The organism is Marinobacter sp. 1-3A (assembly GCF_016597775.1).
Taxonomy (GTDB): Bacteria; Pseudomonadota; Gammaproteobacteria; order Pseudomonadales; family Oleiphilaceae; genus Marinobacter; species Marinobacter xiaoshiensis.
Map to the genome: position 1 here is coordinate 563,126 of NZ_VCGZ01000001.1, position 13,291 is coordinate 576,416.

At 54.2% G+C, this 13,291-nt stretch carries 12 protein-coding genes; 2 read left to right on the forward strand and 10 right to left on the reverse strand.

Translation table 11 applies throughout. The features are described from left to right. Positions 1-39 precede the first annotated feature (39 nt). The 7 genes from FE848_RS02515 to flhA all read right to left on the reverse strand — a co-directional run bounded on the left by FE848_RS02515 (position 40) and on the right by flhA (position 8,690). Positions 40-2,103, reverse strand: coding sequence for a chemotaxis protein CheA (locus tag FE848_RS02515; protein WP_200201146.1), 2,064 nt, complete (start codon positions 2,101-2,103; stop codon positions 40-42). A 17-nt stretch (positions 2,104-2,120) separates the two neighbouring features. Beyond that, positions 2,121-2,906 (reverse strand): protein phosphatase CheZ, encoded by a 786-nt coding sequence (locus FE848_RS02520; RefSeq protein ID WP_200201147.1) that lies wholly within the window; start codon positions 2,904-2,906, stop codon positions 2,121-2,123. Positions 2,907-2,926: 20 nt separating this feature from the next. Beyond that, on the reverse strand, positions 2,927-3,310 hold the full coding sequence (gene cheY, locus FE848_RS02525; RefSeq protein ID WP_008173086.1) for a chemotaxis response regulator CheY: 384 nt from the start codon (positions 3,308-3,310) through the stop codon (positions 2,927-2,929). A gap of 162 nt (positions 3,311-3,472) precedes the next feature. Next, positions 3,473-4,216 carry an RNA polymerase sigma factor FliA gene (locus FE848_RS02530; RefSeq protein WP_200201148.1) on the reverse strand — a complete coding sequence of 248 codons (744 nt, stop codon included), beginning with the start codon at positions 4,214-4,216 and terminating at the stop codon, positions 3,473-3,475. A 31-nt stretch (positions 4,217-4,247) separates the two neighbouring features. Continuing rightward, positions 4,248-5,060 (reverse strand): MinD/ParA family protein, encoded by an 813-nt coding sequence (locus FE848_RS02535; RefSeq protein WP_200201149.1) that lies wholly within the window; start codon positions 5,058-5,060, stop codon positions 4,248-4,250. A 72-nt stretch (positions 5,061-5,132) separates the two neighbouring features. Further along, a complete protein-coding gene (gene flhF / locus FE848_RS02540) occupies positions 5,133-6,449 on the reverse strand; it encodes a flagellar biosynthesis protein FlhF (protein WP_200201150.1) in 1,317 nt (438 codons plus the stop codon). Between the two features lie 60 nt (positions 6,450-6,509). After that, entirely contained in the window at positions 6,510-8,690 is a 2,181-nt protein-coding gene (flhA, locus tag FE848_RS02545; protein WP_200201151.1) for a flagellar biosynthesis protein FlhA, read from the reverse strand. A gap of 226 nt (positions 8,691-8,916) precedes the next feature. Between flhA and upp the strand changes: the two genes are divergently transcribed. Beyond that, positions 8,917-9,555, forward strand: a complete 639-nt coding sequence (gene upp, locus FE848_RS02550) for a uracil phosphoribosyltransferase (protein ID WP_200201152.1) — start codon at positions 8,917-8,919, stop codon at positions 9,553-9,555. Positions 9,556-9,557: 2 nt separating this feature from the next. After that, a complete protein-coding gene (locus FE848_RS02555) occupies positions 9,558-10,814 on the forward strand; it encodes a uracil-xanthine permease family protein (RefSeq protein ID WP_200201153.1) in 1,257 nt (418 codons plus the stop codon). 250 nt (positions 10,815-11,064) lie between these two features. On the opposite strand, the gene flhB is transcribed toward FE848_RS02555, so the two are convergent. From flhB to fliQ, 3 genes are read right to left on the reverse strand one after another with little or no spacing between them, the layout of a single operon-like run. Beyond that, the gene (gene flhB / locus FE848_RS02560) at positions 11,065-12,201 is read right to left on the reverse strand and encodes a flagellar biosynthesis protein FlhB (protein WP_200201154.1); all 1,137 of its coding nucleotides are present in this window, start codon (positions 12,199-12,201) and stop codon (positions 11,065-11,067) included. A gap of 22 nt (positions 12,202-12,223) precedes the next feature. After that, positions 12,224-13,009: a flagellar biosynthetic protein FliR gene (gene fliR, locus FE848_RS02565; protein WP_200201155.1), complete on the reverse strand. Its 786-nt coding sequence runs from the start codon at positions 13,007-13,009 to the stop codon at positions 12,224-12,226. Between the two features lie 3 nt (positions 13,010-13,012). Next, the gene (gene fliQ / locus FE848_RS02570; RefSeq protein WP_071267679.1) at positions 13,013-13,282 is read right to left on the reverse strand and encodes a flagellar biosynthesis protein FliQ; all 270 of its coding nucleotides are present in this window, start codon (positions 13,280-13,282) and stop codon (positions 13,013-13,015) included. Positions 13,283-13,291: the final 9 nt, after the last annotated feature.

Consider the following 13,291-nt stretch of genomic DNA (forward strand, 5'->3'; position numbering starts at 1 on the left):
ATGCTTTATTCCATAAAGCTTTGAGCTGCGCGTAAAAAATCAGCTGTAATGCTGCAGCAAGCTGGGAACATCAATAATCAGCGCGATACGACCATCACCGGTAATTGTTGCTCCTGCCATACCCGGTGTGCCTTGCAATCCTCGTCCGAGAGGTTTGATAACCACCTCTTCCTGACCGACGAGCTGGTCAACAACAAACCCAACCTTACTGGTGCCCATGGCAACGATCACAACATGCCCACTTTCGGGACCTGTTACGGCATTAGACCCTTTCACCAGCCAGCGCTTTATATGGAAAAGCGGGAACACCTTGTCCCGCACAACAATGCACTCACGGCCATCTACTACATTGGTACGTGTCAGATTCAAATGGAATATCTCCACCACATTCACCAGCGGCAGAGCAAAAGACTGATCACCAAGCTTGATCATCAAGGTGGGCATAATCGCCAAAGTCAGGGGCACCTTGATGATGATGCGAGAACCCTTGCCCAAGGCAGAAACAATGCTGAGCTGACCGTTGAGCTGATTTATTTTGGTTTTCACCACATCCATGCCCACACCGCGGCCGGACACATCAGAAATCTGCTCTTTCGTCGAAAACCCGGCGGCAAAAATCAGGTTGAAACACTCTGTGTCCGTGAGGCGATCGGTAGCGTCCTGATCGTAAATCCCTTTCTCCACGGCTTTGCGGCGCAGCACTTCCGGGTCCATACCTGCACCATCATCATCGATAGACAGGAGGATATGATCCCCTTCCTGCTCGGCAGAGAGGGTGACGGTGCCCTGCCGGGGCTTGCCAGCCTTTTCACGCACATCTGGCGTTTCGATACCGTGGTCAACAGAATTTCGCACCAGGTGAACAAGGGGATCCGATAGGGCCTCAACAAGGTTTTTGTCGAGATCGGTGTCTTCGCCAATCATCACCAGATTCACTTCTTTCTTCATGCCCCGGGCGAGATCGCGAACAACCCGCGGGAAGCGGCCGAATACTTTCTTGATCGGCTGCATGCGAGTTTGCATGACTGCAGCCTGCAGATCTGTGGTCACTACATCAAGGCTTGATACCGCCTTGTGCATGTGCTCGTCTTCACTGTCGGAGCCAAGTCTCTGGAGCCGGTTTCGCACCAGTACCAACTCGCCCACCATGTTCATGATGTCATCGAGGCGTTTGGTATCGACACGCACAGTGGTTTCTGCCACTGGAGCCGGCTCTCTGGGAGGGGCCGGTTTACTGGCTGGCGCTTTTTCAGGCACAACTTTCGCAGGCTCGGCTTTCGGCTGCGGCGACTTCGCTGGCGCTGGCCCGGAGCCACCGGTGGTTGGGCTGCCACCTTTGCCATGCAGCTCGTCGAGCAGTTTTTCAAATTCGTCGTCAGTGATCAGCTCACCATCACCGCCCTTTTCAGGGCCGGCACCACCTGTCGTCTGGGCATCATCTGCGGGTGGTTTCGCGGCAAACTTGCCTTTGCCATGCAGCTCATCAAGCAGGGCTTCAAACTCATCATCTGTAATTTCGTCAGCTGAGCCGCTGCTGTTGGCTGGGGATTGGTCGGGGGCGGAGCTATCGGAGGCGCCCGTTACGGGAGCATCGCCATGCAACGCATCCAGTAATTGTTCAAACTCTTCATCGGTAATATCGCCACCATCCTGATCGCTTTCAGGGGCAGCAGGAACGTCTACAGACTGGTTGCTCACCGGCTCGCCAGCAACCTGGGGCAGTGCAAGAGCATCCAGTGCCGCAATCAGTTCGTCCGGCGCAGGCGTCAGCTCTTCCCTGTTACGCACTTGCTCGAACATGGCATTCACATGATCCAAAGCTTCCAGCACAACGTCCATCAGCTCGGAATCCACCGCGCGTTTATGGTTGCGCAGTATATCGAACACGTTCTCGGCGGAGTGGCAGCAGTTAACCAAAGCGTCAAGCTGCAAAAAGCCTGCACCACCCTTTACGGTATGGAATCCACGAAATATGGCGTTGAGCAGATCACTGTCGTCTGGATGTTGCTCAAGATCAACAAGCTGTTCCGACAGCTTCTCAAGAATCTCCCCGGCCTCTACCAGGAAGTCTTGCAGGATCTCATCATCGGCATCAAACGCCATGGGCTAACCTCTTCTGTTCAGAAACCGAGACTGGATAACAGATCGTCTACGTCATTTTGTCCCGAGACTACATCTTCGCGTTCTTCAGCCTTCATTTGCGGCCCTACGCCCTGTTCGGCGGAGACTTCCTGATTTTCAATCTGGTGTACTGTGCCGGTAAGCTGATCAACGTGGCTCGCCATAACCACCAGGCTGAGCATCTGTTCCTCAACCTCCTTCACCAAAGCCGTCACCCGCTGTATTACCTGGCCCGTCAGATCCTGAAAATCCTGCGCCAGCAGAATTTCGGAAAGACTGCTGTAAAGTGTGTCCGCATCATTGGTAACGCTAAGAAAAAAGGTATCTATACGGCCATAAAGTTCACGAAACTCAGCCGGCTGCATTTCCCGGCGCCGCAACCGCTGCCATTCTTCGCTCAATGACGAGGCTTCTTCACGGAGTGTCTGAGCGAGAGGCATGCTCTCTTCAACCAGGTCCATAGTGCGATTGGCAGCCTGACCTGTCATTTGAACAACGTACGCCAGTCTGTCGGATGCGTCTGTCATCAAAGACAGCACCTCTTTTTGTTCCTGGCTGCGCGGATCAATCTGGAAGTTGCGGATTGCCTCATGAAGCGTTCGTGTCAAACGGCCAACTTCACGATAAAGGCTCTGATCCCTGACTTCGCTTAACTCATTAATCAGGTTCATCGCTCGGGCATAATCGCCGCCTTCCACACTTTGGGCGAGCTCTGCTGCCTGGTGCCGGAGCTTTTCGGTCACTTCTGGCTCAAGATCCCGATGGATCTTTTTTTTATCGCTCATACGCCCCATCCAATTTCCGGTTACTGAATTCGTTCAAAAATCTTCTCGATTTTTTCTTTTAGAACGGCAGCAGTGAACGGTTTTACTACGTACCCATTCACGCCAGCCTGAGCCGCTGCAACAATCTGGTCGCGCTTGGCTTCGGCGGTAACCATCAAAACAGGAAGGGTTTTCAGGTTTTCATCTGCCCGCACTGCCTTCAACAGATCAAAGCCAGACATTCCCGGCATGTTCCAATCTGTCACAAGGAAGTCGTACTTACCGCTTTTCAACATAGGCAAAGCTGTATTTCCGTCGTCCGCTTCATCGGTGTTGGTGAAGCCAAGATCACGGAGCAGGTTTTTGATGATCCGTCGCATTGTGGAGAAATCATCCACAATGAGAATTTTCATATTTTTGTCCAAAGGGACCTCCAGTTATTAAGACCCGGAATTCGTTTTGACCTTTGCGCTTAAAGTGTAGCAGGCCGCTGATTTAACCATGTATTGTCTGATCTTTATCGCGCTTGTAAAGCATCGGTTACCAAATACTACACTTCATCAGAACCCTGAAGTCTCAAGCCACGCCTAGCTGTGTTCCTCAAGGCGCCACTCGGAAAGTCTTCCACGCAATCTCAACGCGGCCTGACTGTGAATCTGACTGACCCTGCTTTCGCTGACTCCCAAAACAGCGCCAATCTCTTTGAGGTTCAGTTCCTCCGTGTAATACAGGCTCAGTACAAGCTTTTCCCGCTCCGGAAGCAGCTCAATCTCCGCCGCAAGGCTGCTGCGGAAAGAATCAGATGTGAGATCATCCAACGGATTATCCCGGGCCTCTGTTTCTTCTATCGGCAGCTCACCGGATTCATTGAGCTCATCAAGACTAAAAAGCCGTCCGCTGTTAGCATCGGCCAGAGTGGCATGATATTCGGAAAGAGACATATCGAGCTCTTCCGCCACTTCAAAGTCCTGGGCTTCACGGCCCTCCCGGTCTTCTACTTCCTTGATTGCACGGGCAACCCGACGAGCGTTTCGGTGAACAGAGCGCGGCACCCAGTCGCCTTTGCGGATTTCATCCACCATAGACCCTCGGATGCGAATTCCGGCATAGGTTTCAAAGGTTGCGCCCTTGGTTGAACTATAGCGCTGGGCGGCCTCCAGCAACCCGATCATACCCGCCTGCATAAGGTCGTCGAGCTGCACCGAGGCCGGTAGCCGCGCTAAAAGATGAAGTGCGATTTTCTTTACCAGGGGGGCGTGAGTCTCTATGAGGTCCGAGGGACTTTTCACACCAGCCTGATGATAAATTCCCAGGTTTTTCGCCAATGTCATGCATCCGGTTTTATTTTTTACGGGATCCGTTTCAGACTTCGACGAGCCGCTCCACAAAAAATTCCAGGTGTCCGCGGGGTGATGAAGGCAGTGGCCAGCTTTCTACCTTGTCAGCCAGTGCCTTGATCGCAAGCGACGCTTTGGCTCGAGGGTATGCATCCAGCACGGCTTTCTGGCGCTGAACGGCTTTCTTCACAGCTTCGTCGTAAGGCACCATACCCACATATTGTAGTGCCACATCGAGAAATCGTTCGGTTACCCGGGTTATTTTTTCAAACAAATGGCGGCCTTCCTGCTCACTGCTCACCTGATTGGCGAGAATGCGGAAGCGGTTGGTACCGTAATCACGGTTCATCAGTTTAATCAGGGCGTAAGCATCTGTGATGGATGTGGGCTCATCGCACACCACCAGCAACAGCTCTTGCGAGGCCCGCAAAAAGCTCACAACAGACTCGGAAATACCGGCCGCCGTATCGATAATCAGCACATCAATTTGATCGCCCAACTCGCTGAATGCGTTAATCAGGCCGGCATGCTCCATGGGGCTGAGCTGGGTCATGCGCTGGGTTCCGGAAGATGCCGGAACGATTTTAATCCCGCCCGGACCATTTACCAGAACGTCTCTGAGGTCACACTCTCCTGCCAACACGTCCTGCAAGGTACGATTGGCGGTTACCCCGAGCAGCACATCAAGATTCCCCAGGCCAAGATCGGCATCAAGCAGCACAACGCGCCTGCCTTTTTGCGCCAGAGCGATGCCAAGATTAACTGAAATGTTACTCTTGCCGACCCCGCCCTTGCCGCCGGAAACCGCGATCACCTGTACCGGATGTGCTTTGCTCATACTGTTTATAATCTCTCGCCAGGATTAACCGGATATGGTTCATAACCGGATACAACTCAGATTTTCACAGCCTCATGCGATTTCCCGCGGGCGCTCTGTATCAGGCATTTTCTCTGCCGCCGCCTGTTGCTGAAGCATTTTCAGACGCTCGACTCCCAAGCGTACGAGCGGAACGGCTTCAGCATGATGCAGATCCCCCGGGATCTTTTGCCCATCAGTGTAGTAGGCAACCGGCAGCCCGGTTTCCATCACAAAGCCCAAAGATTCGCCCAGAGTCAGGGCTTCGTCAATCTTCGTCATCACGCAGCCTGTAAGACCTGCCATCTTATAGCAATGCCAGACGGATTTCATAATACGCGGCTGGCTGGTTGCCGAAACAACCAGGTGCGTCCGGATGCTGTGATGGCTACGGGCCAATTCTGCCAATTGTTCCTGATAGCCTCTGTCTGTACTGGTTAGCCCAGCCGTATCGATCAGCACCAGGTGCCGGTCTGAGAGCTCATCAAGAATATCATCAAGGGTGTTGCTTTCATCCACCACGCGCACCGGCACATTCAGTATACGACCAAACACGAAAAGCTGTTCATGGGCCGCAACCCGGTACCGGTCTGTCGTGACCAGTGCAATAGAATCGGCGCCGTGTTTCAACACATATCGCGCTGCCAGTTTGCCGATGGTGGTAGTCTTGCCCGAACCTGTAGGGCCAACCAGTGCATATACACCCCCTTCATCAAGCCACTCCTGATTGGGAGTACGCACGCCCGCAACAAGCATTTTCAGGGACTGTTTCCAACCATCTTCCAGCTTGCCACCTTTATGGCGGCGGGAGAGCGAGCTCGCCAGATCATTACCAAGACCAAATTCCTGGAGCCGCTCTGCAAGACGCTGCTGGACCGCGTTGATGCCGGGCTTCTCCGGCTCACCACGCTGGCCACTCATCAGATCCCGCAAGGAGTTTATTTCTGCACGCATGCGGGCGAGCTCATCAGAATAATTTTCGTTACCAGCGCTTTGAGAGACTGGCTCTGCAAAATCTTCACTCGCGGCCCGGTGCAACTCTGCAAAGGATGCATCAGCGTAACCCTGCCCCCTTGCAGCTCGGTTTTCACGCACGTCGCGAATACGGGAGCGAGAGCGACTCAGCTCATCCTCCAGCCGACGATGACGTTCTGCCTGCATCTCTGCAAGGCGGGCTCCGTTAGTGGCCTCACTGGCCTCTGCGCCCAAGCTCTGGCGCGCCATATTTTCGTCGTAGTCCAACGCGGTTACGATCTCAATGCCGCCGTCTACACGGCGATTGGAAAGGATGACAGCATCTGGCCCCATCTGCTCACTGACCTGCTTCAGAGCTTCAGCCATGCTTTTGGCAAAAAAACGTTTAACTTTCATGATATTGCATCCTCCAACGGCCACGCGTTATCTGCGTTACCCGTGCTTTCATCCGCCAGCTTATTGGCCCACGGACGCCACGATCGTAATCTGTTTGTTATCGGGTATTTCCTGGTAGGAGAGCACATGCAGCCGCTCCACACCGTAACTGGCAAACTTGGCGAGCACCGGCCGCAAGGGCCCGGATACCAGCAGGATGGCCGGCTTACCCAGCATTTCCTGACGCTGCACGCTGTCTTGCAATGAGCGCTGCAGCTTCTCCACCATATTCGGCTCCAGAACCATGCCTATATCTTCCAGTCCGCCAGATTGTTGACTCTGCTGAACAGACTTAAGCAACAACTGTTCCAAATCGGGATCCAGGGTAATAACCGGTATTTCTGAATCGTTACCGCAGATACTCTGGATAATCATCCTGCGCAGAGACTGACGCGCTACCGTGGTCAGCAACTTGGGGTCCTGGCTCTTCGGATGCACGTTCACCATGGATTCGGCAATGGAGCGCATATCCCGGATGGGGACTTCTTCTTTGAGCAGGTTCTGCAGCACTTTCAGCAGAAGGCTGATAGACACAGTGGTGGGCACCAACTCCTCTGCCAGCTTGGGTGAAGCCTTCTCCAGCTGATCCAGCCACTTCTGCACCTCTTCGTGCCCCAACAGTTCGTGCGCATGCTTTTGCAGAACCTGGTTCAAATGGGTTGCAACAACTGTACTGGCATCCACCACGGTATAGCCTAGCGTCTGCGCCTGGTCTTTCTTCTCAGGCTCAATCCAGCTCGCATCCAGACCAAAGGCAGGATCCTTGCCTTCTATACCTTCGATTTTTCCGAATACCTGCCCCGGATCAATTGCCAGTTCGCGGTCAGGGTGAATTTCCGCCTCCGCGATGGTCACCCCCATCAACGTGATGCGGTACACGTTCGGCATGAGATCCAGGTTGTCGCGAATATGCACGGAGGGCATCAGGAATCCCAAGTCCTGGGACAACTTTTTACGCACGCCTTTTATACGGCTGAGCAACTGACCGCCCTGGGTTCTATCAACCAGTGGGATTAGCCGGTAGCCCACTTCCAGCCCGACAATATCTACTGTGGCTACGTCATCCCAACCCAACTCACGGGTTTCGCCCGGAGCAGGTAGCTGACGCCCCGGATCACCACCCGCATCACCAGCCAGCGGCAAGTCTCGCCCACCAGAGCCTGACACAACACCCGCGCCTCCGCGGCTGGGGAACATGCCTCCTTCTTCCACTGTCTGGCGATCTTTTTTCCAGATATACCAAGCGCTTCCCGCTGCAAGCCCTCCAAGCCCCAGGAAGGCAACGTGGGGCATGCCAGGAATCAAACCAAGCAGTATCAGAATGCCGGCAGCAATCGCCAAGGCTTTTGGCGCACTGAACATCTGCTGAAGAATCTGCCCGCCCATATCCTGGCTGGAGGTAACGCGGGTAACCATAATGGCTGCGGAAGTAGAGAGGAGCAGTGAGGGAATCTGGGCAACCAGGCCATCACCAATGGTGAGCAGTGCATAGCGCTCCATGGCAAGCCCGAAATCGAGGCCGTGCTGGATCATGCCAATCGCGACACCGCCAACTATGTTGATGGCCAGAATCAGCAGACCAGCAACTGCATCACCTTTAACAAACTTGGAGGCACCGTCCATGGAGCCGTAGAAATCCGCCTCCTGGGCAATCTCTTCGCGACGGTGTTTTGCTTCATCCTGGTTAACCAGGCCTGCGTTCAGGTCGGCATCAATGGCCATCTGCTTGCCAGGCATGGCATCCAGAGTGAAGCGTGCGCTCACCTCCGACACCCGGCCGGCACCCTTGGTTACCACCAGGAAGTTGATGATCATCAGAATGGCGAACACCACGAGTCCAACCGCGTAGTTGCCACCGATCAGAACCGCCCCGAAGGATTCAATAACCTTACCTGCGGCATCGCCGCCTTCATGCCCTTCCAGCAAAACAATTCGGGTAGACGCAACGTTCAGCGCCAGGCGCAAAAGCGTTGCGACCAGCAGTACCGTTGGGAAGGACGCAAATTCCATGGGCCGAAGCGCGTATACGCACACCAGCAGAATGACAATGGAAAGCGTGATGTTGAACGTGAAGAAAACGTCCAGCAAAAAAGCCGGCACAGGCAATATCATCATGCCCAGCAAGCCCATCAACATAATGGGTACGCCGAGGTTGCCCTGCGTCAGGGATTTGACGTTACTGAGGACTAAAGCTCTGTCCATGCCCTAAACTTCTCCGATTTACTGATTCTGAAGGCGTTTTCAGGGTCGAGATTCTGACGCCAAAGTGTCTTTCACTCTGTTACCGCAAGATCCGTACCAGCCCGCACAGAATTTCATTCACGAGCTGACTTCTGGTGCCTGACTCACTCTGTAAGATGCGGTATCCTTGCGCCACAAATTGCAACACTCAACCCTTTATCCCCAGACCCAGAAAACAGGTGAGCCCATGCCAGTCCACGAGGTAAGACACCCCCTGATCAGACACAAACTCGGCCTGATGCGCCGCGCCGAGATCAGCACCAAAAACTTTCGTGAATTGGCTCAGGAGGTTGGGGCTCTGCTGACGTATGAAGCCACCAAGGATTTCAGCCTGCAGGAAAAAACCATCGACGGTTGGGCTGGCCCGGTAAATGTGGAGCAAATTCAAGGAAAAAAGATAACCATCGTCCCTATTTTACGAGCTGGACTTGGCATGTTGGACGGTGTTCTCAGCCTGATCCCGGTTGCCCGGGTGAGCGTGGTGGGCCAGATCCGTAATGAAGAAACTCTGGAGTCCAACACCTATCTGGAAAAACTGGTGGGCGAACTGGATCAGCGCATGGCTCTGATCGTTGATCCTATGGTTGCCACCGGCGGCTCGATGATTTCCACCATCGACGTGCTCAAGAAAGCCGGAAGCACCGAAATTCGTGCTCTGGTGCTGGTGGCAGCACCAGAGGGTATAAAGAATGTTCTGGACAAGCATCCGGATGTATCCATTTACACCGCGTCTGTAGACGACGGCCTGAACGCGAAAGGCTACATCCTGCCCGGACTTGGCGATGCCGGTGACAAAATCTTCGGCACCAAGCAAAAGGACAGTTGATCATGCAAGACCACTCCACGGATTCAACCTGGAAGCAGGCAATTGCCGGCTCACAGATGCTCCTCGTAGCATTTGGTGCGCTGGTTCTGATGCCTCTGATCACTGGCCTCGACCCAAACGTCGCACTCTTTACGGCCGGCGTGGGTACTCTGATTTTTCATATTGTTACCGGTGGCCAGATCCCGATTTTCCTGGCCTCGTCTTTCGCTTTTATCGCGCCTGTTATTGCTTCCAAAGGCAAGTTTGGCCTTGAGGAGACTCTGGGCGGCCTGATGGCGGCAGGTATCCTCTACATTATTCTCAGTGGCGCAATAAAGCTGCGCGGCACCGGCTTTGTAACCCGCCTGCTGCCTCCCGTAGTTATTGGGCCGGTGATTATGGTGATTGGCCTTGGCCTGGCGCCGGTTGCAGTGCACATGGCTTCTGGCCGCACCGGCGATGGTGCGGTTCAGCTGATTCCAGAAGCTACTGCTCTTTGGATTGCCATGACGTCGCTGATTGTGACGATTGTTGCGTCGGTTTGGGCTAAGGGCATTTTTCGCCTGATTCCCATTATGTTTGGTGTGATTGTTGGCTATGTGCTGTCTGCTCTTGCAGGCATTGTTGATACAACGCCTATCCAGCAGGCCCCCTGGCTTGCGGTTCCCAACTTTGTGGCGCCAGCATTTAGCTGGGGCGCAATTTTGTTCATGATTCCTGTGGCCATTGCTCCGGCCATTGAGCACATCGGGGATATTCTGGCAATTGGCAATGTGACTCGTAAAAACTATCTGGAAAAGCCCGGCCTGCACCGCACTTTGTTAGGCGACGGCCTGGCTACCAGTGCAGCAGCTATGTTTGGTGGGCCTCCAAACACCACTTATTCAGAAGTAACCGGCGCTGTAATGCTGACTCGCAATTTCAACCCGAAGGTTATGTGGTGGGCGGCCTGCACTGCGATCGTGCTGGCATTCGTGGGCAAGTTCGGCGCAGCTTTGCAGACTATTCCGGTGCCAGTAATGGGCGGCATCCTGTGCTTGCTGTTCGGCTCTATTGCTGTGGTAGGCATGAGCACGCTGATCCGCCATCAAGTTGATCTTTCTCAGGCGCGTAATCTGGTTATCGTAGGTGTGACTCTGGTGTTCGGTATCGGCGGTATGGTTCTTGGGCACCTTGAAGGTATCGCCCTGTGTGCGGTAGCGGCCATCATCCTGAACCTGATTCTTCCGGGCAGCCGTGAAGCATGGGGTAAGGCGATTTACGAGCACAAAGAAGACTGACCTCAGCGTTAATTATTGTCCCACTGGTGCCTTCGGGCACTGGTGGTGGCTCTTCCTCCTTGTACCTACCCTCCTCTTTTGTAGCCTGCCGACTTTGGTGCTTGCCGCCATGCGGGGCTGCCTCCCAAAAACCGCTACGAGCCCATCCATGGGGGCTTGACGGTGGCCGTCCATGGCCACCGACAGTCCTGGAAAGGCCACCCACCACTCCCCCACCAAAGCTAGCAGGCTAGGAGCCCAAGCCGGCCGGCTAAATATCCCGCCGCAAATCGGAAGGAATCGGCAAGTCAGGCATCCCAGGCTTGGGCCCGCGCCCCTTGCGGAACTGCCGGAGCTGGAACACATAAGCCAGAACCTGAGCTATGGCCATGTAGAGGCCATCGGGGATTTCGTCGCCTATGTCGCTGTTGTGGTAAACCGCACGAGTAAGCGGGGGCGTGCGGAGGATTTCGACTTTGTGCTCGCGGGCGATTTCCATGATTTTGAAGGCCGTTTGGTCATTGCCCTTGGCGACCACCATGGGCGCGCCCATGGAGTCCGGATCGTATTTCAACGCCACCGCATAGTGAGTCGGGTTGGTGATGACCACGTCGGCCGTCGGCACATCCTGCATCATGCGGCGCTGGGCCATTTCTCGCTGGAGTTGGCGAATTTTGCCTTTAACCTCGGGCTTGCCTTCAGAATCCTTATATTCGTCTTTGATTTCCTGCTTGGTCATTCGCAGCTTTTTCTGGTGATCGAAAATCTGGAATGGCACGTCGATCATGGCAATGATGATGGTGGCGCATGAGAGCAGGAAAAAACTCCAACCCAAGGTCCAGAGCACGTGCTCCATGGCGGGCACTGCCGGCTCATTGGCGATGGAGAGTAAATCTTCCGTGCGAACATTCAGAATGAGCACAGCCAAGGCCATTACCAGGCCCACTTTAGCGATAGCTTTAACCAACTCGATAAGGGAGCGGGCAGAGAACATGCGTCCCAAACCCTTGATGGGATCCATGCGATTCAGTTTAGGGGCTATCGCTTTACCGCTGAATAACAAACCACCAATGCCGATGGATCCGGCTATAGCGGCAATCAGAAGAATTACAAGAATCGGGGAAAGCGCCCATGCAGCTTCTTTAGCCGAGGCCATCAGCTGGAGGCTCATGTGCCGGGTGTCAAATACTGCAGAGCGCTCCAGCGTGAAAGCATCACGCATGATGGCCTCCAACGCAGCTCCCAAGTGGGCGCCAAACATCAACAGACCACCGGCACCGGCGATCAGAACAGCCATGGTGGCCAGCTCTTTGGATCGGGCAGTCTGGCCATCCTCCCTGGCTTTCTCAAGCCTTCGGGGGGTGGCCTCTTCGGTTTTTTCCTGACTGTTGTCGTTTTCTTCAGCCATACTAGAACTCTTGGCGTATCAGTTAGGGTTGCCCTTGCAGGCCCCGCATGAACTCAAAGGTTTGCTCAGTGTAGTTCTGAAAGTGCGGCAGAAAGTTGGCATGCAGCACCCATATGGCAAACAATCCAAAAATCAGGCCAATCGGAAAGCCAAGTGCGAAGATGTTCATTTGCGGCGCAGCCCGGGTCATTACGCCGAAGGAAATGCTGACAATAAGAACGGCCGTTACCGCCGGCAACGCCAGCAGCATGGCAGAGGCAAACATCCAGCTTATGCGGTGCGCCAACTCCCAAACACCTACCTGGCCTAGGCCCTCCATGCCGATGGGCATGATTCTGAAACTTTCTATAAACACCTCAAACGCCACCAGGTGACCGTTCATGGCCAGGAACAGCAGAGTAATGGTAATGGTGTAGATTTGGGCGAGTACAGGTACGTTTACGCCGTTGGCCGGGTCGACCATGGAGGCGAAGCCCAAGCCCATTTGCATGGCGATCATCTGGCCGGCAACAACAAACAGCTGCCAGAGTGCAGTTAGCGCAAACCCCATGCCTACACCGATCAGAATTTGCTGGAGCGTAATAACAACGGCATCCGCACTCAGTGCTTCAACCTTTGGTACTTCCGGAATCATCGGCACGATCAGAATAGTCATTAACAACGCAAGCCCCAAGCGCACGCGGGCGGGAACCAGCTGGGTACCGAAAATGGGGATGACCATCAGAAAGCTGGCCAATCGGAACAATGGCCAAAGATGTTGCCCAACCCACTGGCCGAGCATGTCTGCACTGAGTTCCATGGGGGTCATGGATCAGCCGATCAGGTAGGGAATGCTGGAGATCAGCCGGTGTGCATGATCCAGAAGCTTGGTTAGTAACCAGGGCCCCAAAACAATGATAACTATAAGTGTTACCAGCAGGCGTGGCAGGAAGCTCAGGGTTTGCTCGTTGATCTGTGTAGCGGCCTGAAAGGTACTCACAACCAGACCAATAACCAACCCAGGCCCGATAATGACGGACGCGAACAGCACGATCATCCACAAGGCTTCACGGATGATGTCGATAACGGTTTCCGGAGTCATGCTTCTCTC

What these genes read in the sequence shown, in the direction of transcription:
- flhB (WP_200201154.1), bottom strand. Translation starts at nt 12,201, where the DNA reads ATGGCTGAAGAAAACGACAACAGTCAGGAAAAAACCGAAGAGGCCACC.
- flhF (WP_200201150.1), bottom strand. Translation starts at nt 6,449, where the DNA reads ATGAAAGTTAAACGTTTTTTTGCCAAAAGCATGGCTGAAGCTCTGAAG.
- FE848_RS02515 (WP_200201146.1), bottom strand. Translation starts at nt 2,103, where the DNA reads ATGGCGTTTGATGCCGATGATGAGATCCTGCAAGACTTCCTGGTAGAG.
- FE848_RS02530 (WP_200201148.1), bottom strand. Translation starts at nt 4,216, where the DNA reads ATGACATTGGCGAAAAACCTGGGAATTTATCATCAGGCTGGTGTGAAA.
- upp (WP_200201152.1), top strand. Translation starts at nt 8,917, where the DNA reads ATGCCAGTCCACGAGGTAAGACACCCCCTGATCAGACACAAACTCGGC.
- flhA (WP_200201151.1), bottom strand. Translation starts at nt 8,690, where the DNA reads ATGGACAGAGCTTTAGTCCTCAGTAACGTCAAATCCCTGACGCAGGGC.
- fliR (WP_200201155.1), bottom strand. Translation starts at nt 13,009, where the DNA reads ATGACCCCCATGGAACTCAGTGCAGACATGCTCGGCCAGTGGGTTGGG.
- FE848_RS02520 (WP_200201147.1), bottom strand. Translation starts at nt 2,906, where the DNA reads ATGAGCGATAAAAAAAAGATCCATCGGGATCTTGAGCCAGAAGTGACC.
- fliQ (WP_071267679.1), bottom strand. Translation starts at nt 13,282, where the DNA reads ATGACTCCGGAAACCGTTATCGACATCATCCGTGAAGCCTTGTGGATG.
- FE848_RS02535 (WP_200201149.1), bottom strand. Translation starts at nt 5,060, where the DNA reads ATGAGCAAAGCACATCCGGTACAGGTGATCGCGGTTTCCGGCGGCAAG.
- FE848_RS02555 (WP_200201153.1), top strand. Translation starts at nt 9,558, where the DNA reads ATGCAAGACCACTCCACGGATTCAACCTGGAAGCAGGCAATTGCCGGC.